We start from the raw sequence: 22,255 nt of genomic DNA on the forward strand, positions 1-22,255 counted from the left end.
GAAATGTGCCCCCGCCGAAGCGGAGGCACGTTCGGCCCGTTCACATCCGCCACACGGGCGGATGCACCGGAAATGTTACGCCAGCGCTTCTTCGGCCGGCGGAGCTTCGGCCGCACCGAAATCCTCACCGGAGGAGAGGCGGCCCTGCGTGTTGCCGCGGGTCGCCGCTTCGGCGATCGCATCGCAATAGAGGCGAATGGCGCGCGAAGCGTCGTCATTGGCCGGGATCGGGAAAGCGATGCCGTCGGGGCTGACATTGGAGTCGAGGATCGCGACGACCGGAATGCCGAGCGTATTGGCTTCCTTGATCGCCAGCTCTTCCTTGTTGGCGTCGATCACGAACATCACGTCCGGAATGCCGCCCATGTCGCGGATGCCGCCGAGCGATTGCTCGAGCTTGTCGCGCTCGCGGGTGAGCTGCAGCACTTCCTTCTTGGTAAGGCCGTGCGTATCGCCCGAAAGCTGCTCCTCAAGGCTCTTGAAGCGCTTGATCGAACCCGAAATGGTCTTCCAGTTGGTGAGCATGCCGCCCAGCCAGCGATGGTTGACGAAATGCTGGCCCGACTGACGCGCCGCGTCCGCGATCGGATCCTGCGCCTGGCGCTTGGTGCCGACGAACAGCACCTTGCCGCCCGCGGCGACGGTCGAGCTAATGAAGTCAAGCGCGCGCGCGAACAGCGGCACGGTCTGCGACAGGTCGATGATGTGAACGCCGTTGCGATCGCCAAAGATGTAAGGCTTCATCTTCGGATTCCAGCGATGCGTCTGGTGACCGAAATGTGCACCTGCGTCGAGCAGCTGCTGCATGGTAACGGCACGTGCCGCCATGGTAATTCTCCTAACCCGGTTGAACCTCTGTGGAGCAGGAACCGTGGATGACTCCGCGGCACCGGTATGGATGCTCCACATGTGGAATGGGCGGGCACTTAGGAGTGGCGGCCGGAAAAAGCAAGTCTTGCCAGCCCGTCCGAAGCGGCGGTGCGCCGCGGCGGCAGGACGGCATCCCCAGTCGTAAAATAAAAAAACACCGGAAACGAACTTGATAATCGGGCAGGTGCGGCCGCCCGACGTGCGCGTGGCGAATGTGAGGACAATGATGACGGCATCACCTCGCCAAGGAAGTCAAACCTGAGAAAGAGCCGAAAGCCGCATGGGCGCGGCGAAGGCGACGGCGTACGCTAACTACGTACGAATGTCAATGTTGGGGCTTGTTCGATAGCTGTGAACAGGCGCGAACCTTGACCGCCCTCCACTTACGCCTTCCACCGCTTTCGCGACACCAAGGCAGGCATTGACATACGAACAAACCAAGAACATAGGGAACGGGTTCGTGAATGCCTTGTTTCCGCACCATCGCTTGGGACGGTCGGAACCCAGCCGGAGATTGTTCGATGCTTCAAAGTGTTGCGACCTTGATCTCACTATTCATCGCCGCAGGCATGATCGCGGTAATCGCTGGCGTGCTGGCTGATGACTGGGTGAAGATCATGCATGCATTGGGCTTGCATGCCCCTATCGAGAGTGCCTCGCCGGTTCGTGCGCGCCCCCCGGGAGATCGCCGGGCGCGCGTCGTGCGGGTCAGGTCGCAGTCCGCTCCGCTGCGCGCCGCCGCTTAACCCGAGCGTAGCTTCGCACCGCAAACGGGATAGCCACTGCGTAGAGGATGACCGCTATGGCCAAAGTCGCCCACGGCGCGGTCAGCATGGCGGCCCCGATCAGACCGATCAAAAGCAGGGCCGGCAGGCGGAACTCGCGCCGCAAGCGGAATGAGCTCCAGCCGTAGGTCGCGAAATCCGAGATCATCAGGAAGGCCACGAACAAGGTCCACGGCGCGACCACATAGCTGCGCGCGAATATGTCCTGGAGGCGCGGCAGATCGGCATCGCCGAGCGCCAGCCACAATATCACCGGCAGCAGCGCCATCGCCGCCCCCGCCGGTGCCGGGGCACCGGTCAGGAAGCCTGCGGATTTGTGGGGCTGCCATTCGCTATCGATCTGCGAATTGAACCGCGCCAGCCGCAATGCGCAGCAGACCGCATGGGCGAGCGCGACCACCCAGCCATATTTGGGAATATATTGCAGCGCCCACAGATAGAGGATGACCGCCGGCGAGACACCAAAGGCGATCACGTCGGACAGCGAATCGAGCTCCGCCCCGAACCGGCTTTCCGCCTTGAGCAAGCGCGCGACCCGCCCATCGAGGCCGTCCAATACACCTGCGATCACGATCGCGCCGACGGCCTTCTCCCATTCCCCGGCGATTGCGAAGCGCACGCCCGTCAGGCCGAAGCACAAGGCGAGCGCGGTAACGGCATTGGGCATGACCGCACGCAGCGGGATGCCGCGCCGTGTTCCACGAGGACGGATCAAGTGCCGTCGCTCACTGGGCGACGCCGGTGACGCGCTCGGTGTCGCCGATGCGGGCAAGGATGGTCTCGCCAGCGATCGATCGCTGGCCGAGCGTTACCTTCGGCGCGGTTCCGGCCGGCAGATAGACATCGACGCGGCTGCCGAACCGAATCAGCCCGACGCGCTGGCCGGCCGCGACCATGTCGCCGGATTTGACGAAGGGCACGATGCGTCGCGCGACCAGCCCGGCAATCTGGGTGAAGCCGATCAGCGTGCCGTCTGAACTGCTCATCAAGAAATGCTGGCGCTCATTCTCCTCACTGGCCTTGTCGAGGCTGGCGTTGAGGAATTTGCCGGCGATGTAGACGACCCGCGCGATCGTGCCGGATATCGGCGCACGATTGATGTGCACGTCGAACACACTCATGAAGATCGATACGCGCATGCACGGACCGGGCGGCAGACCGCCTTCCCCACCCAATTCAAACGGGGGTTCGACCTCCTGGATCATGGTCACGAGTCCATCGGCCGGCGCGACGATCAGGCCCAGCCCCTGCGGCACGCTGCGAATGGGATCGCGGAAGAAGGCGGCAACCCAAATTGTCACGCCGACCATCAGCCAGGCAAGCAGCGGCACGTGCAGCAGGAACAGGCCCGCCGTGATCACGCCCGCTATCACCGCGAACTTGCGGCCTTCGGGATGGACGGAGGGCCAACGCCACTGGGCGCTTGGCGTCGTATCGGGCCGGGTTTCAAGGGAGCTCATAAGGTCGCTTTCTAGGCGCCCCCTTTCGCCCTGACAATCTTGTGCACGCCCCGCCCCCGCCCTAGGAGGCGCGCAAACCTCCATTACGGGAATTGCGATATGGCGAAGATCAAGGTGAAGACGCCCGTCGTCGAAATCGACGGCGACGAGATGACGCGGATCATCTGGGAATGGATTCGCGAACGCCTGATCAAGCCGTATCTCGACATCGACCTGGAATATTACGACCTGAGCATCGAGCATCGCGATGCGACCAACGACCAGGTTACCGTCGACAGCGCGCATGCCATTCAAAAATATGGCGTCGGCGTGAAGTGCGCGACGATCACTCCCGACGAGCAGCGCGTCGAGGAATTCGGGCTCAAGAAGATGTGGAAGTCGCCCAACGGCACGATCCGCAACATCCTTGGCGGCGTCGTTTTCCGCGAGCCGATCGTGATCCAGAACGTTCCGCGCCTGATCCCGGGCTGGACCAAGCCGATCGTGGTCGGCCGTCACGCTTTCGGCGATCAATATAAGGCAACCGACTTCCTCGTCCCCGGCAAGGGCAAGCTCACCATGAAGTGGCAGGGTGAGGATGGCCAGGTGATCGAGGAAGAGGTGTTCAACTTCCCCGGCGCCGGCGTGGCGATGGGTATGTACAATCTCGACGAGTCGATTCGCGACTTCGCGCGCGCCAGCCTGAATTATGGCCTGGGCCGTAAGTGGCCGGTCTATCTCTCGACCAAGAACACGATCCTCAAGGCCTATGACGGTCGGTTCAAGGATATCTTTGCTGACGTTTTCGAGAGCGAATTCAAGGATTCGTTCAAGGATGCTGGCATCGTATACGAACACCGCCTGATCGACGACATGGTCGCCAGCGCGCTCAAGTGGCATGGTGAGTTCGTCTGGGCCTGCAAGAATTACGACGGCGACGTGCAGTCCGATCAGGTCGCGCAGGGCTTCGGCTCGCTCGGCCTGATGACGTCGGTGCTGATGACGCCGGACGGCAAGACGATCGAGGCCGAGGCCGCGCACGGCACCGTCACGCGCCACTATCGCCAGCATCAGCAGGGCAAGGCGACCTCGACCAACCCGATCGCGTCGATCTTCGCGTGGACCGGCGGCCTGAAATTCCGCGGCAAGTTCGACGACACGCCCGACGTCACCCGCTTCGCGGAGGAGCTGGAGAAGGTCTGCATCGAGACTGTCGAAGGCGGCGCCATGACCAAGGATCTGGCCCTGCTGGTCGGTCCCGACCAGGCATGGATGACCACTGAGCAATTCTTCGAGGCGGTTCGCGCCAACCTGGAGCAGAAGATGGCGAGCTGGGCGTAAGCCCGACCAATCAAGCCGTCGCCCCGGACCTGTTCCGGGGTCCACAGGGGCTCGGGCGACACGTTCGGGGCTGGGTGGATGCCGGAACAAGTCCGGCATGACGGGCTGAGCGGCGAGCGCGCTACGCTTTTGGTGAACGGATATGCTCGCGTCTGATGCCCAGCCCGAGCACTCGCGCCGGAATGCGCTGGCTCAGGGGAACGGCATTGATCAGCCGCACCAGCCCGCTTGCTTTGGGTGACCGGTTACGAAAGGCGGCACCGATCACTCTTTCGTGAACCAGCCGTTGCATGCCCTGGATGACCCGCACCGCCAGCATGCGCCGGTGCTGGACGCCGGGCGTCAGCGTGTCGAGCGGCTCACCCCGCGCCATCGGCCCCGCCAGGATGTTCGCGGCTGCCACGGCGTCCTGGATGGCGAGGTTGATACCTACGCCGCCGACCGGCGACATCGCATGGGCGGCATCGCCGATCGCAAGCAGGCCGGGCGCGTGCCACCGGGTGAGGCGGTCGAGCGAAACGGTGAGCAATTTGATATCGTCGAATGATCCTAGCGCCGAGATCCGATCGCGCAGGATGGGCGCGGTCGCGATCACATCCGCCCGAAAGCGCTCTATCCCCTCCCCGCGCACAGCATCGGCACTGCCCTTGGGAATGACGCGGGCGCATTGAAAATAGTCACCACGGTCGATCGCGACCACCATCTGCCCATTGCCGATATAGCCTTGGGTGCGATTGTCGGGCGTGCGCTGCTTGGGAACGCGAAACCAGAAGACATCGATCGGGGCGCCGAGATCGTGAAGCGGCAATGCCGCGGCGCCACGCAGGACCGATCCACGCCCGTCCGCTGCGAGGACCAGCTTCGCACGAACAGCCTCGCCGGTGCGGGTGCGGACACCGACTATACGGTTACCATCATGAATCAGATCGACCGCTTCGCTATTCATGCGAAGCGTGAAGGCGGGCAACTTCCTTGCCTCGCCCGCCAGAAAGTCCAGAAATTCCCATTGCGGCATCATCGCGATGAACCGACCGCGGCCCGGCAGATGCGAGAAATCGGCAATCCGGAGCGTTTCGCCGCCGATAACCGCCCCGACATCATAGACCTTGTCGTGGGGCCGCTCGAGCAGGGCGTCGAGCAAGCCCAATTCGTCGAACAGGTCGAGCGTCGATGGATGGACCGTGTCGCCGCGGAAATCACGGAGGAAATCGCCGTGCTTCTCCAGCACGGTGGTGCGCACGCCGGCCCGCGCGAACAGATAGCCGGCCATCATTCCGGCAGGCCCGCCGCCGACGACACAAAGATCGGTTTCGTTATCGGCCATCGCGTTCCTCTCGCCCCCCTCTAGCCTTCTCGGCCGAACCGGGCAAAGGTCGGCGCATGGCGCTCCCGATCGATTCCTCCGGTTTCAGCGATGCGCTCGTCATCCTTGGCGCCGCCGGTCTCGTCATCCCCGCTTTCGCCCGCCTCAAGATCAACCCGGTTATCGGCTTCATTCTGGTCGGCATCGCGGTCGGGCCCGCCGGTCTCGGCCGGTTCGTACCGGTGGCGCCGTGGTTGTTCTATGCGACCATCACGGATCCGCATGCGATCGAGCCGTTCGCGGAGCTGGGCATCGTCATGCTGCTCTTCTCGATCGGGCTGGAATTGTCGTTCCGGCGCCTGTGGACGATGCGGCGGGAGGTGTTCGGCCTGGGGGCGGCCGAGCTGATCGGCTGCGCCCTGCTGCTGTCGCTGGGCTTCATCGCCTTCGGGGAAGGGATGGGCACTGCGTTCGGGCTGGGGATCGCCCTGGCTTTGTCCTCAACCGCGCTGGTGCTGCCAATCGCAGGCACCAGCGGCCCGGTGGGCGAACGCGCCTTCGCGATGCTGCTGTTCGAGGATCTGGCGCTGGTGCCGATCATCTTCGCGCTCGGCGCGCTGGCGCCGCACGGTGGCAGCGCCTGGCCCGAAATGGTGCGTACCCTGCTGATCGGCGGCGGGACGATCGCCGCCATGTTGCTGCTCGGCCGGATCGCCCTACCCCGCCTGTTCGCACAGGCGGCGCGTACAAAGAGCCCCGAGCTGTTCCTTGCCGCGAGCCTGCTCGTCGTCATCCTCGCCAGCGTCGCGACCGCTGCCGCCGGTCTTTCGCCGATCGTGGGAGCGCTGATCGCCGGAATCCTGATTGCCGAGACGGACTATCATGAGGAGGTCGAGGCAATGACCGCGCCCTTCAAGGGGCTCGCTCTGGGTATCTTCCTGCTCAGCGTCGGCATGTCGCTGGATTTGTCGGTCGTGGCCGCGCGCTGGGCGGAATTGCTGCTGGCGCTCGCCGGCGTGATCGCGGTCAAGGCCGTGGTCACCGGCCTCCTCCTGCGGGTCGGAGGCGCACGGCGGGGTGTCAGCCTGGAAACCGGGCTGCTGATGTCTGCGCCGGCCGAGACCACCTTGATCGTCCTTGGGACGGCAGCGGCGGGCGGCCTGATCGGGCCGGCAACGGCGACTTTCTGGGAAATCGTCACCGCGCTTGGCCTCACGATCACGCCCTTGCTGGCGCAGGTGGGAAGTGCCCTGTCCAAGCGCGTAGAACGGCGCAGCAGCGACGCGCCGTTGCCGCCGGCGGACATAAGCAAGCCGCGGGTCCTGATCATCGGCTTCGGCCGCGTCGGCCGGCTGGTCGCGCAAATGCTCGACGCGCATAAGCGCCCCTACCTGGCGATCGATGCGGACGCCGATCTTGTCAGTTCGGCCCGCGAGCGCGGCTACCACGCATCGTTCGGAGATATCGTCCGTCCGGGCATGATCGAACGGCTGGATGTCGCCAGGGCCAGCGCAATCGTACTCACGATGGACGATCCGGTGCAGGTCGTGCGCCTGACCAAGGTGTTACGCACGCAGTTTCCGGAACTCACGATTGTCGCCCGCGCGCGTGATCCCAATCATGCCGCGCAGCTCTACCGGGCCGGCGCGACCGATGCGGTGCCGGAGACGGTCGAATCGTCGCTGCAGCTGTCGGAGGCGGTGCTGGTCGATCTGGGATTGGCGATGGGGCCGGTCATCGCGTCGATCCACGACAAAAGGGCACAATTGCGCGCCAAGATCATGGAGATGGCGGAATTGTCCCGCGAGCCGCCGCTCAGACGGCGGCAGCTCGGGGACGAGACCTAGTCCTAGACGCGGGTGGCGTGCACCGTCGCCGCAGCGGTCATCACCGAACCGATGCGCGCCGCCGCCTGAATGACGTCGGCGGCAACGCCATGGCTCTTGAGAACCTTTTCGTGGCTGTCGATGCACATGCCGCAGCCATTCTGCGCCGAGACGGCCAGGCTGAACAGTTCGAAGTCCGCCTTGTCGATGCCGGGATTGCCGATCACGTTCATGCGCAGCTTGGCCGGGAGCGTTGCATATTCCTTGTTCGAGGCAAGGTGGGTGAAGCGGTAATAGACGTTGTTCATCGCCATGATCGCGGCTGCTGCGCGGGCCGCATTGGCCGCTTCGGGCGAGAGCTTGGGCGCGCATTCGGCTTCGGCTGCTTCGACGAGGGGCTTGTAGGCCGAGCCGTGGGCGGTGGTGAGCAGCAGGCCATATTTGCGCTGGTCGCCGAGCGTCTGATCGCCGGCGAGGGAATTCAGGTTGAGGCGGATGTCCTTGGCATAATCGGGCAAGGCTTCCGCAAATTCACGAAGCGACATGGTTTCTCCTGTTACAGGCGTGAAAAGGGCGCGAGCGGCGGTTGCCACCCGCGCCCCTTCGATATTGGTCGTGTTTAAGCGGCGGGCTTCAGAACCTCTTCACCCTGCTGCCAATTGCACGGGCAGAGCTCATCCGTCTGAAGCGCATCGAGCACGCGGATCGCCTCGGCCGGGTTGCGACCCTGGTTGAGACCATTGACGGTCACGTGCTGGATCACATTGTGCGGATCGACGATGAAGGTCGCACGATAGGCGACGCCCTCTTCCGGAGCGACGATCCCGAGTGCGTTGGCCAATTCCTTCTTGTTGTCCGCAATCCACGGGAAGTCGCAATTGGCCAGACGCTCGTCCGACTTGCGCCAGGCGAAATGCACGAAATCGGTGTCGGTCGAGGCACCGATCAGCAGTGCGTCGCGATCAGCGAAATCATTCTTGAGCTCGCCATAACCGATGATCTCGGTCGGGCAGATGAAGGTGAAATCCTTCGGCCAGAAAAAGACGACCTTCCACTTGCCGCCGGTCTCGCCGGTATCGATCGTCTCGCCGTTGGGCAAAGCGGAGACGCCCTCCTGAACGGGCAGTTTGAGCGCAGGAAATTTGTCGCCGACAGTCAGCATGTTGTTCTCCGATTTGGGGAAGGAAACTCCGAGGCCTTCATCTGGGGTACTGGCCATCGCGAAGCAAATTGATTATTTAGGCGCTATTGATCGATTGGAACGATAATGGCGGTCTACCTCCCGACGTTGAAGCAGCTGCAATATCTCGTGGCGCTGCGCGACACGGGGCATTTCGGGCGCGCGGCCGAGATTTGCTTCGTCACCCAGTCGACGCTGTCGGCGGGTTTGCGCGAGCTCGAATCCTTGCTCGGTGTGATGCTGGTCGAGCGGACACGGCGCGTCGTGCGCTTCACGCCGCTGGGTCTGCGCATCGCCGACAAGGGCGCGCGGGTGCTGCGCGAGGCGGAGGAACTGGCCGCACTGGCGCGCTCGGCAAGCAAGCCGCTGGCCGGTGAATTGCGCATGGGCGTGATCCCGACGATCGCTCCGTTCCTGCTGCCGCGCATCATGGGGAAGCTGCGCGACCAGTGGCCCGAGCTGAAGCTCTATTTGCGCGAGGAGCCATCCGCCGCAGCCTGCGAATCGCTGCATCGTGGCCATGTGGACTGCGTATTGCTCGCTCTGCCTTATTCGTGCGGCGATATCGATCATGCCGATCTGTTCGAAGATCGCCTGTTCGTCGCCTTCCCGGCTGCCGAAGCGAAGGACCTCCCCGATATATTGCGTGCCGACGCGATCGACGAGACCCGCCTGTTGTTGCTGGAGGACGGTCACTGCCTCAAGGATCATGCGCTCGCCGCCTGCAATCGTCCGGAGTTGCGCGCCGGGGCGGCGATGATGGGTACGTCGCTCCACACATTGGTGCAGATGGTCGATAACGGTCTGGGTGTGACGATGCTGCCTGAGATGGCGCTCGACGCCGGCATTCTCGATCACACCCACGTAATCGCGCGGCCGCTCGATGCCGATCATCCCTCGCGCCGCATCGCGTTGGTCTGGCGCAAGGGATCGCCGCGCGAAAAAGAGTTCCGCATGTTCGCACAGGCGCTGCAGGAGGCGCATCAGGCGGCGTGAGGATGTTAAGCGATATGTTCTTGCTGCGCGGGACGCGCTAGGCCGCGCGCGATGCAGGGCCGCACCACAGCGTTGATCGTCGCGGCCGGGACCGGCACGCGAGCCGGTCCGGAGTTGCCGAAGCAATATCTGCCGATCGCCGGCAAGGCCGTGCTCGCCCATGCGATCGACCGCCTCTCCGCTCATCCTGCCATCAGCGAGATCAGGGTGGTGATCGGCGCAGGACAAGAGAGCCTCTACCGTAGCGCGGTGGGCGACCGGATCGTCGGCGCGCCGATCATCGGTGGCGCGACCCGGCGCGAATCGGTCGCGAACGGCCTCGCTGCCGCTACGGGCGAACATATCCTGATCCACGACGCCGCGCGCCCCTTCCTTCCCGGGGCGGTGATCGACCGGTTGCTCGGGGCATTGGAGCATAGCCCCGGCGCGGTGCCGGTTCTGCCGGTCGCGGATACGCTTGCCCACATTGGTGCAACCTTGGGCGCGACGGTGTCGCGCGAAAGGCTGGCGCGTGTGCAGACGCCGCAGGCCTTCCATACCCATGCGATCCGCGCCGCGCATGCTGCCTGGGACGCGGCGATGGAGGCGACGGACGACGCACAGATTGCGCGCGCCGCCGGATTGGCGGTGGCGACGGTCGAGGGGTCGGCGGCGCTGGACAAGCTTACTTACCCTGCCGATTTCGAGGCCGCGGAACGCCGGCTGGCGACAGATATGGTGTCGCGCACCGCGCTCGGCTTCGATGTCCACGGCTTCGTCGCTGGCGACGGACTATGGCTCGGCGGGATCCGCATTCCCCATGACCGCGCACTCGCCGGCCATTCCGATGCCGATGTCGCGCTGCACGCGCTGACCGACGCCTTGTTGGGCACCATCGGCGACGGCGATATCGGCACGCATTTCCCACCGAGCGATCCGCAATGGCGTGGCGCGTCTTCGGATCGCTTCCTGATCCACGCCCGCAATCTCGTCGCGCAGCAAGGCGGACGGATCGATCATGTCGACTTAACCATTATCTGCGAGGAGCCGAAGGTCGGCCCGCACCGCGCCGCGATTCGGACGCGGGTGGCCGAGTTGCTTGGGCTGCAGGAGGCGAAGATCAGTATCAAGGCCACCACCACCGAACGCCTGGGTTTCACCGGCCGCCGCGAAGGCATCGCCGCCCAGGCCGCCGCCACCGTGCGCCTGCCGGAGATTGAAGCATGAATTTTGTTGGAAAGCGTATCGGGCTGGCCGTGATGTTGGCGGCAATGCCCTCCGTCGCGCTGGCGCAGGCGCCGGACTGCCTGCCGCAGCCGCAGGCGGCCGCACTGGTGACCTTCGCCCTGCCCACCCTCGTCCAGAAGCTCGGCAATCGTTGCAGCGAGGTGCTCGCACCCAATGCCTATATCGTGGCCAACGCGGTGGACCTGGCCGATCGTTACCGCCCGGACAGCGCGGCGGCCTGGCCGCAGGCGCGGCGCGCGATCGGCGTGATCTTCCAGAAGTTCCTCGGCCAGCCGATGCCGCCGGATATGAATTCCGACGCGATCCGGATGCTGGCGGAGCCGGCGCTCGGCGGGCTGCTCGCCAAGCAGATCAACCGCGACGATTGCTTCATCGCGAACGAAGCGATCCAGGGCGCGCGCGCCGTGTCCGGCACCGATCTCGGTCGGTTGGCGGTGCTGGCGCTCACGGTCGCGGAGCGCAAGGGCAAGGGGCTCACCGAAATGCTCAAGATCTGCAAGCTGGAGCCGCGCGGCCAGTGAACGAAAACCTCCTCCCGCCCGAGCTGGTCGCGCTCGCGCGGCGCGTCATCGACGAAAATCGGGCGGCCGGACGCCGCCTGTCCGTGGCCGAAAGCTGCACCGGCGGCCTCGTCAGCGCCGCGCTGACCGAAATCCCCGGCTCGTCCGACGTATTCGATGCCGGTTTCGTGACCTATTCCGACGCGGCCAAGACGCGTCTGCTGGGCGTGGCGAGCGACGTGATCGAGACGTTCGGCGCCGTCAGCCTCGCCACCGCCTGGGCCATGGCCCACGGCGCCGTCGCCAAATCGGGCAGCGACATTGCGGTCGCCATCACGGGCATCGCCGGCCCGAGCGGCGGAACCGACCGCAAGCCGGTCGGCACGGTGGTGTTCGCGCTATCGAGAGCCGGCGACGATCCGGAGGATGCCGTCACCGATCAGAAGGATTTCGGCGACCAGGGCCGCGGCGGGATCCGCCTTCAGGCGGCGCTGTGCGCGCTGGAATTGCTGCTACCGACCGGATCGCCCGAGCCGTAAAGCTTCGCGGCGCGCGCCTCGAACGCGCCTACCATCTTGCGGAACGCCACGCCGAACATCTGCCCCGCCAGCGCTTCGAAGATGCGGCTGCGGAACTCGAAGTCGACGCAGAAGCCGACCAACGTACCGCCCTCTCCGTCCGGCTCGAACGTCCAATGATTGGTCAGATATTTGAGCGGGCCGTCGAGATAATCGACGTGGATCTTGCGCGGCCGCTGTTTCGAGACGCGCGATGTGAAACGCTCCTTGAGCGCCCGAAAACCGACGATCAGGTCGGCGACCATTTCCTCCGGACTATCGGAACGTACCCGCACCGCGGCCACCCATGGCAGGAATTCGCCATAACGGCCGACATCGGCCACGAGGTCGAACATCTGCTCCGGCGTGTAGGGAAGCCGGCGCGTCTCTTTATGCCGGGGCACGGTTCGCCTGGAGCTGCGCCTCGCGCGCGGCCCGCATCCGCTGGAAATCGTCGCCGGCATGGTAGCTCGACCGCGTCAGCGGCGTCGCGGCCACCTGCAGGAAGCCCTTGGCACGCGCGATCGACCCATAAGCGGCGAATGCCTGCGGCGTGACGAACTCGGCGACCTTGGCATGTTTCGGCGTCGGCTGAAGATATTGGCCCATCGTCAGGAAATCGATCTGGGCGGAGCGCATATCATCCATCACCTGATGGACCTCCAGCCGCTCCTCGCCGAGACCGACCATCACGCCGGACTTGGTGAAGATGGACGGATCGAGCCGCTTGACCTGCTCCAGCAGGCGCAGCGAGGCGTAATAACGCGCGCCCGGGCGAATCGTCGGGTAGAGCCGCGGCACGGTTTCGAGATTGTGATTATAGACGTCGGGCCGTGCGGCGACGATCGCCTCGACCGCGCTATCCGCCTTGTTGCGGAAGTCGGGCGTCAGGATCTCGATCGTGGTGCTGGGCGTGGTCCGCCGCAAAGCCTCGATCACCTTGACGAACTGACTGGCGCCGCCATCCTTAAGATCGTCGCGATCGACCGAAGTCACCACGATGTGGGTGAGCCCCAGCTCGGCCGCGGCATCGGCCACATGCTGGGGCTCGAGCAGGTCGACCGCGCGCGGCATACCGGTCTTGACGTTGCAGAAGGCGCAGGCGCGCGTGCACACGTCGCCCAGGATCATCACGGTCGCGTGTTTCTTGGTCCAGCACTCGCCGATGTTCGGGCAGGCAGCCTCTTCGCACACGGTCGCGAGGTTGAGGCGGCGCATCAGCTGGCGTGTCTCGTTGAAGCCGTGGCTGGTGGGCGCGCGAACGCGGATCCAGTCGGGCTTTCGTTCACGCAGCGGGCGGATCGGCAGCGGCTCGTTCATGCCCGCCAGATAGCGTCGCACGGGCCGACTTGCCACCCCCAAGCAGGCCGCTAAGGGGAATCCATGGACGAATTCGAGCAACTTCTTGCCGGCTATCGCCGCTTTCGGGACGAGGATTGGTCGCAGCAGCGCGCGCGTTGGGCCCAACTGGCCGAAGGGCAGCAGCCCAAGACGATGGTGATCGCCTGCTCCGACAGCAGGGTCGACCCGACGCGCATCTTCGACTCATCGCCCGGAACGCTGTTCGTGGTGCGCAACATCGCCAATCTCGTGCCCCCGTTCGAGACCACCAAGGGCCATCACGGCGTGTCGGCCGCACTCGAATTCGCGGTCACACAGCTGAACGTCGCCGAGATCGTGGTGCTCGGCCATGGCGCCTGCGGCGGCGTGGCGGCGTCGCTCAACCACGCCTTCGCCGGCGAACCGCCGGGGCGTGGCGGCTTCATCGCCGATTGGGTATCGCTGCTGGACGGGCCGCGCGATCGCATCGTCGCCGAGCTGGGCCAGGGGCCGGAGGCGGTGCACGCACTCGAACTCGAATGCGTCAAGGTCAGCCTCGCCAACCTGCGCACCTTTCCTTGCATTCCGGAGCGGGAGCAGGCCGGAACGCTGCGCCTGCGCGGCGCTTATTTCGCCATTGCCGAGGGCATTTTGCATTTGCTCGACGAGCGAAGCGGCACCTTCGCCCCTGCCCGCTCTTAACTCAAATTAAGGCCAAACCGGAACGCCGGGGCAGGCATGGCGTTCAAGGCCGCATGCGCAATCAAGGAGAGCGACATGTTGGCTAAACCTCTTTTCGGGCTGTTGCTCGCCGCGACGGCGATCGCGCCCGCCCTCGCCCAGACCACCGACAATACCGGCCGCCCGCCAGCCGAGGAGTATCAGCGCGGCTATGCCGCCACGCCGATGCCCAATCAGGAGGCGATCAATGCGGCCGGCGCCCCGGCGACAGCCGCGCTCAACAATCAGGTCGCGGCCACCAGCCAGGCAAATAGCGACGCCAACGCCACCGATGCTGCTGCCAATCAGGCGCAATATGAGGCCGATCGCGCGGCTTATATGGACGCGCTTGTCCAGCACGATCGCGCCGTCAACCGCACGGATGCCCGTTACGTCCGTCAGCAGAATGCCTATGCCGACGCGATGCGGGTGTGGCGCGCGCAGGTCTATGCCTGCAAGCATGGCCATCCCAGCGCCTGCAAGGCGCCGACGCCCAATCCCGCCGATTTCTACTGACTTGGAGGGGAGCGGTTCGCCGCTCCCCTTCTAACTACGGTCGCCTTCGGGCAGCGCCGCCAGGATCATCCGTTCCCACACAGCCGGATCGCCCGCGGCCGCCATGCGTGCATCGGGCTCCCGCAAGGTCCGCAGCACGGCCATCGCATCGTCGACATGGTCGGTCCAGGCCGCATCGACCGCGCTACCGGCCGACTTGCTGCTGCCTTCGGCATTGGCGCTGAGCCGCTGACCGGCAAGCACGCGCGCAATCCGCTCGACCACGCTCCCCTTTGAAACATTCATCCGGCATGCCTCCTTTTCGCGGTCAACCGACGAAACGAGTGCCGGTTTCAGCGCGTCGCGTCCATCGTTCAGATCGGCCGGCTGAACGCGGCCGCCAATTCCACATGGGTCGACCAGCGGAACTGGCCGACCGGCTGAACCCACTCCAAGCGCCATCCCCCGTTGATCAGCGTGCGCGCGTCGCGCGCGAAAGTCGCGGGATTGCAGGAGACGTAAGCGAGACGGCCCGCCTCCGTCCGCGCGAGGTCGGGCGCCTGTTCCTTGGCTCCGGCACGGGGCGGATCGAGCACGATCGCCTCGAACCGCCCCAGCTCCTGCGCCGAAAGCGGCCGGCGAAACAGATCACGATGCTCCACTGCCAGCTGGCGGCCGGAATGGTTGCCGGCCATCTGCAAGGCCAGCGCGGGATCGCGCGCGCCCTCCACTGCCAGGACACGGGCGCCTCGCGAGAGCGGCACCGCGAACGTACCTACGCCTGCGAAGAGATCGGCAATGGCCGATGCTTGGCCGACCGCCTCCTGCACGGCACGCGTCAGCGCGGCGCTGCCGTCGGCGGTAGCCTGCAGAAACGGCTTTATCGGCAGGCCGACCGCCACTCCATCGAGCGTTACGGTGACCGGCTCCGGCTCCCACCGCGGCTCGCTGCCATAGCCCTCGTCGACCGCCAGGCGGGCGAGCTTGTACGTCTGGGCGAAATCGGTCAGCGCCTCATGCGCGGCCAGCCCCTCGACCGTCACGTCATCCAGCGCGACGTCGACCCCCTGGTCGGTCATCGCCAGGAAGACGGTTGCGCGTTTACGAGGGGCCAGCAATGTGCCCAGCAAGACGCGCAAGGGCTCGACCATGGCGAACAGCTCGGGCAGCAGGATATGGCATTCGCGCATGTCGACGATGTGGTGGCTGACCTCCTCGTTGAAGCCGAGCACGATGCGCCTTCCGATCCGTTCGGCGCTGAGCGATGCGCGCCGGCGGGTGCGCGGTGGCGAAAGGTGCGGCGGCCTGATGTCCGGGATCGCCACCTTCTGGGCGGCAAGCGCCGCACTCACGCGATCGACCAGATAGTCCGCATATGCTCGATCGTCGACATGCTGGAGCTGGCAGCCGCCGCACCGCGGAAAATGGCGGCATGGCGGATCGACATGATGCGGCCCCGGGATGATATCGGCGGCGTTCGTGACCATGTCGCCGGGCGCCGTCAGCGCCACGGTGCGGCCGTCGGCGGTGACGCCATCGCCGCGTGCCGCCAGACGGATCACCTCGGACAGGATCACAGGCAAGCCTCCACCGCGCGTGGCAAACAGGTGATCAGGTCGTCCGCGACGAGCATCGGACCCGCCAGCCGCGCCGCCTCCGCATGAAGCCACAGACCGTCCTGTGCCGCTTCGAACCCGCCGCGCCCACCAGCAAGCAGGCCGCCGATGATGCCGGCCAGCACGTCGCCCGTACCGGCACTGGCAAGCCAGGTCGGCGCCAGCGGCGCGATCGCCACCCGGCCGTCCGGGCAGGCGACGATACTGTCCGCGCCCTTCAGCAGGACGACAGCGCCCGAAGCGATGGCGGCCGCGCGCGCCTGGCTCAGCCGATCGCGTTCGCTGTCGCCGAACAGCCGCACGAATTCTCCCCAATGCGGCGTCAACACGTGGCCGGCCAGCCGTTCATGGCGCATTTTGCCGATCAGCGTCAGCGCATCAGCGTCGAGCAACAGCGGCTTGCCCGAGGCCAGCGCCGCCTCGAGCCGGTCGCGCGCGGTGCGGTTCAGGCCCAGCCCCGGGCCGATCACGATCGCGCCGATACGCTCATCGTGCAGCGCCTTTTCACTCCAGGCGCGGCGCACCAGGGAATGCGGCGGAGCGTCGTCTGCCGCGCTGAGCAGTTCGACATAGCCCGCTCCGGCCCTTTGCCCGGCGAGCGCCGCCAACCTGCCCGCCCCCGCCATCGCTCCGGCGAGTATGACCAGTTTTCCCCGGCTATATTTGTTCGCACCATGGCCCGGCGGCGTCAGCGCAGGGCGCGCCACCTCATGCATGCCGACATTTTCGATCGTTCCAAGGCCGATATCCGCGACGGCTATCTGGCCACAGAGACCTGCCGATGGCAGCAACCGATGCGCCGGCTTGAGCGCGCCCAGCGCTACCGTGAGATCGAAGACAGGCACCGACCCCAGCACCGCGCCGTCGTCGGTGGCCACACCGCTCGGCAGATCGACCGCAATGCGCCGTTGAGCGCCGGCGCACAGTCGCCCGAATGGTTCCCCAACCGCGTCATCCAGCGGGCGGGACAGACCTGTTCCAAACAAAGCGTCGATCACGACCGGCGCACGCTTCGCTTCATGCAGCGGCTCGACCGGGCCCTGCCAGCGGGCGGCTGCTTGACGCGCAGCCTCGCTGGCCGAAGCGGCGCTGGCGGCGACCCGTACGGTTACGCCTCGCTCCTGCAGCCGCCGCGCCGCGACATAGCCGTCGCCGCCATTGTTGCCGGGGCCGCACAGGATCAAGATTTCGGCAGGCCCGCTCGTTCGCCACGCTGCCTCAGCGACAGCCGCGCCGGCGCGCTCCATGAGTGCTTCGACCGAGGCGCCCGCATCAAGTGCGGTCTGCTCGGCAGCGCGCATTTCCGCGGCGTTCAGGATTGGTCGTGCCAGGGTCATAGCAACTGTCGATGCACGGCAGCGATCATCGGGGCGAGCCGGGCACACCAGCGCGTCACGCCGGACGGATCGGCGACCAAGTCCTGCCGCACCTCGATCCCCAGATAGGGGATGGCATTCGCTTCGCCGTGGCGGTTCATGGTCGCGTTGAGCATCTTGCCCGAATAGGGGAGATTGTCGCCCGCGACGATCCCAGCCTCTTGCAGCAACGACAGCGCGATCCGCGCGGCGCGCTCGTCCCGGTTGTAGAGGATACCGATTTGCCACGGCCGTTCGACGTCGCTCGTGGCGAGGCGAGGTGTGAAGCTATGTAACGAAATCAGTAGCTTTGGACGATCTCCCGCTATTCGTCGTGAAATACGATCGTGATAGGAACGCCAATAGCGTTCGATCCGATGCTTCCTCTGCTCCCCTGTCAGAGCGGCATTGCCTGGGATATCCCGTCCATCGCTGCTGGCCGGGATCAGGCCGGGCGCGTCCTCTTCGCGGTTGAGATCGATTACCAAGCGCGAAACCGCGCCGAGGACTGCAGGGCAATTCAGTGCCGCGCAAAGCGATTCAGCCAGCGGCGCGACCCCGAGGTCGATCGCGACATGTTCCTGCATCATCGCCTGCGGCACGCCCAGATCTAGCCCATCCGGCACATGGTTCGAGGCATGATCCGCGATGAGCAACATGCCCGTCGCAGGATCGCCGGCGATTTCGATCCAGCTCTGGCTCATCGCAGCCTGCTCGCAAGCAGCCACCAAGCCGGTTGCGCTCTTCTGATCGCGCTTGCCACTTGGTCGCGTGCCGTGTCGTCCTCGAACAAGGCGAAGCAGGTTGCTCCCGATCCGGACATCCGCACCAATGTCGTACCCGCCTGCGCGCGCAGCAGGCCAAGCACATCGCCGATGACCGGCAGTAGCGAAATCGCGGGTGTCTCAAGATCGTTGCGGCCCGAAAGCGCTGCATCCATCGCGTCGCCGGCGTTCAGGGCGCCACGATCAAGTCCGTCCCATGCGGTGAAAACGGGGCCGGTGGCGAGCGGCAGTCCCGGATTGACCAGCAACAGCGGCTGGCCGGGGGAGATTCCTCCGATCGGCGCTAGCCGATCGCCGCGTCCTTCGCCGCGCATCGGCCGCGACACCAGGCACGCCGGGACATCGGCTCCCAGCGAAGCTGCCAACCGGGCTATCAGCGGATCGGCAATGTCGAGCCCATGGCGGATGCATAACAGGCGCAGTGCGGCCGCCGCATCGGCCGATCCGCCGCCGATGCCGGCCGCGACGGGCAGACGTTTGTCGAGCAGGAAGCCGACGTCACCGCCCTGCCCCGTGAGATCCGCGAAGCCGCGGGCGGCCCGAAGAACGAGATTGTCTCCGCGATCAAGCGCAATGGCAAACGCGCCGGTCACGGCCAGTCCCGGCTCTTCGGTCAGGCGCAGCACATCGCCATCCTCCGCGAAGGCAAACAGGGTTTCAATCGCATGATAGCCGTCCGCATCCCGCCGGCGGACGTGCAGCGCGAGATTGATCTTGGCGAACGCCGTTTCGCTAGCGATCACGGCGCCGCTGTCGCCCGGTCCGGTCCGGTATCGATCTTGCGGTTGATCCGCACCCGGTCTGTATCGGAAGCGGTGACGAGTGCAGCCCGCCAGGCATAACGCGCCTCATATTGACGGCCGAGCGTCCAATAGACGTCGCCCAAATGCTCGTTGATCGTGGGCTCGCCGGGGCTGTTAGTCGCCGCGCGCTCCAGCAAAGGTACGGCCTCCGCCGCCTTGCCGCGCAAGAACAGCGCCCAACCGAGCGAATCCGTAATCGCGGCGTCGTCGGGCCGGAGTTTGCTCGCCTGCTCGATCATGGCGCTGGCGCGATCGAGATTTTCACCATGCTCGATCTGCGAATAGCCGAGCTGGTTCAGCACGATCGCCTGGTCGGGCGCGATCGCATAAGCGCGCTCGAGCGCCTCTTTGGCACGCCGCCCGTCTCCCGCCTGATCGAGCGCACCGCCAAGCTGCAGCAGCAAGGGCCACGTCTGATCGGGGGAGAACTTGGCGTCGCCCGCCGCAGTCACCGCCTTGCTATAGGCCTCCGCAGCATCGTTGGGGCGGTCCATCGCCATGTGGAGATCGCCGACGCGCGCCCAATTTTCCGCTCCGCCGGTGCGGCGGGCAGCATTCAGCGCCTCGGCCAGCGCGGCGTCGTTCCGGCCGCTATCACTGAGCAGCCCAACGCGCATCGCCTGGGCACTGCTTGCGAGCGGATCGCCTTGACCGATATGGGTCAGAGCTTCGAGCGCGAGATCGGCGCGATGCACCGTGCGCAGCAATTCGGCCAGCAACAGCCATGCGGTGGAAAATTGTGGTGCGGAATAGGTGGCCAGCCGCGCCATCACTAGACCGAGTGGAGCGAGGCGCTGCCGGCCGAAATCGGCAGACACATGCGCCATCAGCAAAGCGACGCCCTCGCTCGCTCCCTTGACGCTATCGGGCAGGCGTATGGCCGGCTGCCCCGCATTTTCCTTTCTGGCCTCGTCGGCACGCCCCATGGCAATCAGCAAGAAGGCGCGCTGCTCTGCGTGATAAGGGGCAGCCATCGGCAAAGCGCGCCCGCCATCCGCCAGCGCAAGAGGATCGCCGCTCCCAGAATCGAGGGCGATCCACGCCCTGAAATAGGGAGCGAGAAAGCCAAAAACGCGATCCTGGCCGAGCCGCTCGGTTGCCGCGCGCGCCTTGACCCAATCCCGGCCGCGAATCTGCTCGATCGCCAGCAGCGCGTGGGCGTCGGGCGGCAGCGCCGCCTTGGTCTCCAGCGCATGCGCGGCCCGCAGCGCCAGTGCGATGTCTCCCGCCGCAATCGCCTGACGATAGGCGCGCGCCGCGATCGCCATATTGCCAGGATCTTGCGCCATCAGCGCGGCGAAGCCCGCGTTAGCGGTACGGCTGTCGCCCGCTACCTCGGCGGCACGGGCGCGGACATACAGGCTGGCAAGCGACGCACGCGGCACGATCGCCGGTGCAGATGCCGCGGCGAGAAGCACTATCGCGGTTCCGAAAATCGAGGGCAGGTACCGCACGCGCATCACTCACATATTAGGGTAATTGGGACCACCGCCGCCCTCGGGCACGACCCAGTTGATGTTCTGCGTCGGGTCCTTGATGTCGCAGCTTTTGCAGTGGACGCAATTCTGCGCGTTGATCTGCAGCCGCGGCCCTTCCACGATCTCATAGACGCCGGCCGGGCAATAACGCTGCTCGGGGCTGTCGTAGAGCGCGAGATTGACGGTGATCGGAACGTCCGGATCCTTGAGCGTAAGGTGGATCGGCTGATCCTCCTCATGATTGGTGTTCGACAGGAACACCGAGGAAAGCCGATCGAAGCTGATCACGCCATCGGGCTTGGGATAATCGATCGGCCCGACCATGTCCTTGCGCCACAGCGTCTTGCTGTCGCGGTGGTGGCCGAAGCTGTAGGGTAGCCCGATCCGGAGCTGACGCATCCACATGTCGGCGCCCGCCCACAATGTGCCCACCACCGGCCCGAACTTGGCGATGGCAGGCTCGGCATTGCGAACCTTCTTGAGCTCGGTCGCGATCCAGCTCCCCTCGACCGCGGACTGATAGGCTTCGAGCGTGTCACTACCCCGTCCCTGCGCGATCGCCGCGGCCGCCGCCTCCGCCGCCAGCATCGCGGATTTCATCGCAGTATGGGTGCCCTTGATGCGCGGCACATTCACGAACCCGGCCGAGCAGCCGATCAAAGCGCCGCCGGGAAAAGCGAGCTTCGGCACGGACTGCCAGCCGCCCTCGTTGATCGCCCGCGCGCCATAGCTGACGCGCCGCCCACCCTCCAGGATCGCGCGGATCGCAGGATGCTGTTTCCAGCGCTGGAATTCATGGAAGGGCGACAGATGCGGATTGCTGTAGCCCAGTCCCACTACCAGACCGAGCGCGACCTGATTGTTGGCCTGGTGATAGAGGAAGCCGCCGCCCACCTCGCCGGTAAGCGGCCAACCCTGCGTGTGAATAACCCGGCCGGGCACATGCTTGGCCGGATCGATATCCCAAAGCTCTTTGATGCCCAGCCCGTAGACTTGCGGCTGGCAATCGCGTTCGAGGTCGAACAGCCGTTTGGCCTCCTTGGTGAGGCTGCCGCGGGCGCCCTCGGCGAAGAAGGTGTAGCGGGCATGCAGCTCGATGCCAGGCTGGTAATCGGGCTTGTGCGTGCCGTCGCGGGCCACGCCCATATCGCCGGTGGCGACGCCCTGGACGGAGCCATCATCATTGAACAGGATCTCAGCCGCGGCGAAACCGGGGAAGATCTCGACGCCGAGTTCCTCCGCCTGCCCCGCCAGCCAGCGGCAGAGATTACCGAGCGAGCCGGTATAGGTGCCCTTGTTGCTCATGAAGGGCGGCATCAGCCAATGCGGCAGCGACGACCTGCCGGTGGCACTGAGGAACCAGTGATGGTTTTCGGTCACAGCCACTTCGAGGGGGCAGCCCTTATCGCGCCAGTCGGGGATGAGTTCGTCAAGCGCGATCGGATCGATGACCGCGCCGGAAAGGATGTGCGCGCCGATCTCCGATCCCTTTTCCAGCACGCACACCGCGAGCTCGGGATTGATCTGCTTGAGGCGGATCGCGGCCGAGAGCCCAGCTGGGCCCCCGCCGACGATCACGACATCGTAATTCATGCTCTCGCGGTCGGACATCGTGCCTCTATGCGTCTTCGGTAAGTCCGGTCATCGTATCGCCCGAAC

General features: G+C 65.5%; 23 protein-coding genes. 8 read left to right on the forward strand and 15 right to left on the reverse strand.

Annotated features, from left to right (window positions below; all coding sequences use genetic code 11):
• Positions 1-75: 75 nt before the first annotated feature.
• The 3 genes from rpsB to DX905_RS01525 all read right to left on the reverse strand — a co-directional run bounded on the left by rpsB (position 76) and on the right by DX905_RS01525 (position 3,115).
• Positions 76-828 carry a 30S ribosomal protein S2 gene (gene rpsB / locus DX905_RS01510; RefSeq protein ID WP_116089755.1) on the reverse strand — a complete coding sequence of 251 codons (753 nt, stop codon included), beginning with the start codon at positions 826-828 and terminating at the stop codon, positions 76-78.
• A 750-nt stretch (positions 829-1,578) separates the two neighbouring features.
• Complete coding sequence (locus DX905_RS01520) at positions 1,579-2,322, reverse strand: CDP-alcohol phosphatidyltransferase family protein (RefSeq protein ID WP_116089757.1); 744 nt, start codon at positions 2,320-2,322, stop codon at positions 1,579-1,581.
• 58 nt (positions 2,323-2,380) lie between these two features.
• A complete protein-coding gene (locus DX905_RS01525) occupies positions 2,381-3,115 on the reverse strand; it encodes a phosphatidylserine decarboxylase (RefSeq protein WP_116089758.1) in 735 nt (244 codons plus the stop codon).
• A gap of 99 nt (positions 3,116-3,214) precedes the next feature.
• Here DX905_RS01525 and DX905_RS01530 point away from each other — a divergent pair, with 99 nt between their 5' ends.
• The gene (locus DX905_RS01530) at positions 3,215-4,435 is read left to right on the forward strand and encodes an NADP-dependent isocitrate dehydrogenase (RefSeq protein ID WP_116089759.1); all 1,221 of its coding nucleotides are present in this window, start codon (positions 3,215-3,217) and stop codon (positions 4,433-4,435) included.
• A 121-nt stretch (positions 4,436-4,556) separates the two neighbouring features.
• On the opposite strand, the gene DX905_RS01535 is transcribed toward DX905_RS01530, so the two are convergent.
• Complete coding sequence (locus DX905_RS01535; RefSeq protein WP_116089760.1) at positions 4,557-5,759, reverse strand: FAD-dependent oxidoreductase; 1,203 nt, start codon at positions 5,757-5,759, stop codon at positions 4,557-4,559.
• 56 nt (positions 5,760-5,815) lie between these two features.
• Between DX905_RS01535 and DX905_RS01540 the strand changes: the two genes are divergently transcribed.
• A complete protein-coding gene (locus DX905_RS01540) occupies positions 5,816-7,585 on the forward strand; it encodes a cation:proton antiporter domain-containing protein (protein WP_116089761.1) in 1,770 nt (589 codons plus the stop codon).
• Between the two features lie 2 nt (positions 7,586-7,587).
• Here DX905_RS01540 and ahpD read toward each other — a convergent pair whose 3' ends face one another.
• The gene (gene ahpD, locus DX905_RS01545) at positions 7,588-8,109 is read right to left on the reverse strand and encodes an alkylhydroperoxidase, AhpD family (RefSeq protein WP_116089762.1); all 522 of its coding nucleotides are present in this window, start codon (positions 8,107-8,109) and stop codon (positions 7,588-7,590) included.
• 74 nt (positions 8,110-8,183) lie between these two features.
• Positions 8,184-8,726, reverse strand: a complete 543-nt coding sequence (locus DX905_RS01550) for a peroxiredoxin (protein WP_116092241.1) — start codon at positions 8,724-8,726, stop codon at positions 8,184-8,186.
• Between the two features lie 105 nt (positions 8,727-8,831).
• On the opposite strand from DX905_RS01550, the gene DX905_RS01555 reads away from it, so the two are divergent.
• Genes DX905_RS01555 through DX905_RS01570 form a run of 4 tightly spaced genes read left to right on the forward strand, consistent with a single transcriptional unit; the run spans position 8,832 to position 12,006 of the window.
• Positions 8,832-9,740 carry a hydrogen peroxide-inducible genes activator gene (locus DX905_RS01555; protein ID WP_116089763.1) on the forward strand — a complete coding sequence of 303 codons (909 nt, stop codon included), beginning with the start codon at positions 8,832-8,834 and terminating at the stop codon, positions 9,738-9,740.
• 51 nt (positions 9,741-9,791) lie between these two features.
• The gene (locus DX905_RS01560) at positions 9,792-10,946 is read left to right on the forward strand and encodes a bifunctional 2-C-methyl-D-erythritol 4-phosphate cytidylyltransferase/2-C-methyl-D-erythritol 2,4-cyclodiphosphate synthase (protein WP_116089764.1); all 1,155 of its coding nucleotides are present in this window, start codon (positions 9,792-9,794) and stop codon (positions 10,944-10,946) included.
• Complete coding sequence (locus DX905_RS01565) at positions 10,943-11,488, forward strand: hypothetical protein (protein WP_116089765.1); 546 nt, start codon at positions 10,943-10,945, stop codon at positions 11,486-11,488. The genes DX905_RS01560 and DX905_RS01565 overlap by 4 nt, the downstream gene beginning before the upstream one ends.
• Positions 11,485-12,006 (forward strand): CinA family protein, encoded by a 522-nt coding sequence (locus DX905_RS01570; protein WP_116089766.1) that lies wholly within the window; start codon positions 11,485-11,487, stop codon positions 12,004-12,006. The genes DX905_RS01565 and DX905_RS01570 overlap by 4 nt, the downstream gene beginning before the upstream one ends.
• Here DX905_RS01570 and DX905_RS01575 read toward each other — a convergent pair.
• Complete coding sequence (locus tag DX905_RS01575; RefSeq protein ID WP_116089767.1) at positions 11,949-12,428, reverse strand: type II toxin-antitoxin system RatA family toxin; 480 nt, start codon at positions 12,426-12,428, stop codon at positions 11,949-11,951. The two genes, DX905_RS01570 and DX905_RS01575, sit on opposite strands and share 58 nt — an antisense overlap.
• Complete coding sequence (gene lipA / locus DX905_RS01580; RefSeq protein WP_116089768.1) at positions 12,415-13,344, reverse strand: lipoyl synthase; 930 nt, start codon at positions 13,342-13,344, stop codon at positions 12,415-12,417. The genes DX905_RS01575 and lipA overlap by 14 nt, the downstream gene beginning before the upstream one ends.
• A gap of 63 nt (positions 13,345-13,407) precedes the next feature.
• Between lipA and DX905_RS01585 the strand changes: the two genes are divergently transcribed.
• Both DX905_RS01585 and DX905_RS01590 read left to right on the forward strand, forming a co-directional pair.
• Entirely contained in the window at positions 13,408-14,046 is a 639-nt protein-coding gene (locus DX905_RS01585) for a carbonic anhydrase (RefSeq protein ID WP_116089769.1), read from the forward strand.
• A 75-nt stretch (positions 14,047-14,121) separates the two neighbouring features.
• A complete protein-coding gene (locus DX905_RS01590) occupies positions 14,122-14,580 on the forward strand; it encodes a hypothetical protein (protein WP_162875407.1) in 459 nt (152 codons plus the stop codon).
• Positions 14,581-14,610: 30 nt separating this feature from the next.
• Here the strand turns inward: DX905_RS01590 and DX905_RS01595 are convergent, their stop codons facing one another.
• The 7 genes from DX905_RS01595 to DX905_RS01625 form a co-directional block, all read right to left on the reverse strand.
• Positions 14,611-14,865: a hypothetical protein gene (locus DX905_RS01595; RefSeq protein WP_116089771.1), complete on the reverse strand. Its 255-nt coding sequence runs from the start codon at positions 14,863-14,865 to the stop codon at positions 14,611-14,613.
• A gap of 68 nt (positions 14,866-14,933) precedes the next feature.
• Positions 14,934-16,136: a class I SAM-dependent RNA methyltransferase gene (locus DX905_RS01600; protein ID WP_240320677.1), complete on the reverse strand. Its 1,203-nt coding sequence runs from the start codon at positions 16,134-16,136 to the stop codon at positions 14,934-14,936.
• Positions 16,133-17,512 carry an NAD(P)H-hydrate dehydratase gene (locus DX905_RS01605; protein ID WP_116089772.1) on the reverse strand — a complete coding sequence of 460 codons (1,380 nt, stop codon included), beginning with the start codon at positions 17,510-17,512 and terminating at the stop codon, positions 16,133-16,135. Before DX905_RS01605 ends, DX905_RS01600 begins: the two co-directional genes overlap by 4 nt.
• The gene (locus DX905_RS01610) at positions 17,509-18,234 is read right to left on the reverse strand and encodes an N-formylglutamate amidohydrolase (protein ID WP_116089773.1); all 726 of its coding nucleotides are present in this window, start codon (positions 18,232-18,234) and stop codon (positions 17,509-17,511) included. Before DX905_RS01610 ends, DX905_RS01605 begins: the two co-directional genes overlap by 4 nt.
• Entirely contained in the window at positions 18,231-19,055 is an 825-nt protein-coding gene (locus DX905_RS01615) for a 4-(cytidine 5'-diphospho)-2-C-methyl-D-erythritol kinase (RefSeq protein ID WP_116092243.1), read from the reverse strand. Before DX905_RS01615 ends, DX905_RS01610 begins: the two co-directional genes overlap by 4 nt.
• Complete coding sequence (locus DX905_RS01620) at positions 19,055-20,536, reverse strand: tetratricopeptide repeat protein (protein WP_162875408.1); 1,482 nt, start codon at positions 20,534-20,536, stop codon at positions 19,055-19,057. Before DX905_RS01620 ends, DX905_RS01615 begins: the two co-directional genes overlap by 1 nt.
• Before the next feature lie 45 nt (positions 20,537-20,581).
• Entirely contained in the window at positions 20,582-22,207 is a 1,626-nt protein-coding gene (locus DX905_RS01625; RefSeq protein WP_116089775.1) for an electron transfer flavoprotein-ubiquinone oxidoreductase, read from the reverse strand.
• Positions 22,208-22,255: the final 48 nt, after the last annotated feature.

The sequence above is a fragment of the Sphingomonas crusticola genome, from assembly GCF_003391115.1.
GTDB classification, from domain to species: Bacteria; Pseudomonadota; Alphaproteobacteria; order Sphingomonadales; family Sphingomonadaceae; genus Sphingomonas_I; species Sphingomonas_I crusticola.

What these genes read in the sequence shown, in the direction of transcription:
- lipA (WP_116089768.1), bottom strand. Translation starts at nt 13,344, where the DNA reads ATGAACGAGCCGCTGCCGATCCGCCCGCTGCGTGAACGAAAGCCCGAC.
- DX905_RS01530 (WP_116089759.1), top strand. Translation starts at nt 3,215, where the DNA reads ATGGCGAAGATCAAGGTGAAGACGCCCGTCGTCGAAATCGACGGCGAC.
- DX905_RS01610 (WP_116089773.1), bottom strand. Translation starts at nt 18,234, where the DNA reads ATGAGCCAGAGCTGGATCGAAATCGCCGGCGATCCTGCGACGGGCATG.
- DX905_RS01565 (WP_116089765.1), top strand. Translation starts at nt 10,943, where the DNA reads ATGAATTTTGTTGGAAAGCGTATCGGGCTGGCCGTGATGTTGGCGGCA.
- DX905_RS01625 (WP_116089775.1), bottom strand. Translation starts at nt 22,207, where the DNA reads ATGTCCGACCGCGAGAGCATGAATTACGATGTCGTGATCGTCGGCGGG.
- DX905_RS01525 (WP_116089758.1), bottom strand. Translation starts at nt 3,115, where the DNA reads ATGAGCTCCCTTGAAACCCGGCCCGATACGACGCCAAGCGCCCAGTGG.
- DX905_RS01540 (WP_116089761.1), top strand. Translation starts at nt 5,816, where the DNA reads ATGGCGCTCCCGATCGATTCCTCCGGTTTCAGCGATGCGCTCGTCATC.
- DX905_RS01535 (WP_116089760.1), bottom strand. Translation starts at nt 5,759, where the DNA reads ATGGCCGATAACGAAACCGATCTTTGTGTCGTCGGCGGCGGGCCTGCC.
- DX905_RS01590 (WP_162875407.1), top strand. Translation starts at nt 14,122, where the DNA reads ATGTTGGCTAAACCTCTTTTCGGGCTGTTGCTCGCCGCGACGGCGATC.
- DX905_RS01560 (WP_116089764.1), top strand. Translation starts at nt 9,792, where the DNA reads ATGCAGGGCCGCACCACAGCGTTGATCGTCGCGGCCGGGACCGGCACG.
- DX905_RS01550 (WP_116092241.1), bottom strand. Translation starts at nt 8,726, where the DNA reads ATGCTGACTGTCGGCGACAAATTTCCTGCGCTCAAACTGCCCGTTCAG.
- DX905_RS01595 (WP_116089771.1), bottom strand. Translation starts at nt 14,865, where the DNA reads ATGAATGTTTCAAAGGGGAGCGTGGTCGAGCGGATTGCGCGCGTGCTT.
- DX905_RS01605 (WP_116089772.1), bottom strand. Translation starts at nt 17,512, where the DNA reads ATGACCCTGGCACGACCAATCCTGAACGCCGCGGAAATGCGCGCTGCC.
- rpsB (WP_116089755.1), bottom strand. Translation starts at nt 828, where the DNA reads ATGGCGGCACGTGCCGTTACCATGCAGCAGCTGCTCGACGCAGGTGCA.
- DX905_RS01520 (WP_116089757.1), bottom strand. Translation starts at nt 2,322, where the DNA reads ATGCCCAATGCCGTTACCGCGCTCGCCTTGTGCTTCGGCCTGACGGGC.
- DX905_RS01585 (WP_116089769.1), top strand. Translation starts at nt 13,408, where the DNA reads ATGGACGAATTCGAGCAACTTCTTGCCGGCTATCGCCGCTTTCGGGAC.
- ahpD (WP_116089762.1), bottom strand. Translation starts at nt 8,109, where the DNA reads ATGTCGCTTCGTGAATTTGCGGAAGCCTTGCCCGATTATGCCAAGGAC.
- DX905_RS01555 (WP_116089763.1), top strand. Translation starts at nt 8,832, where the DNA reads ATGGCGGTCTACCTCCCGACGTTGAAGCAGCTGCAATATCTCGTGGCG.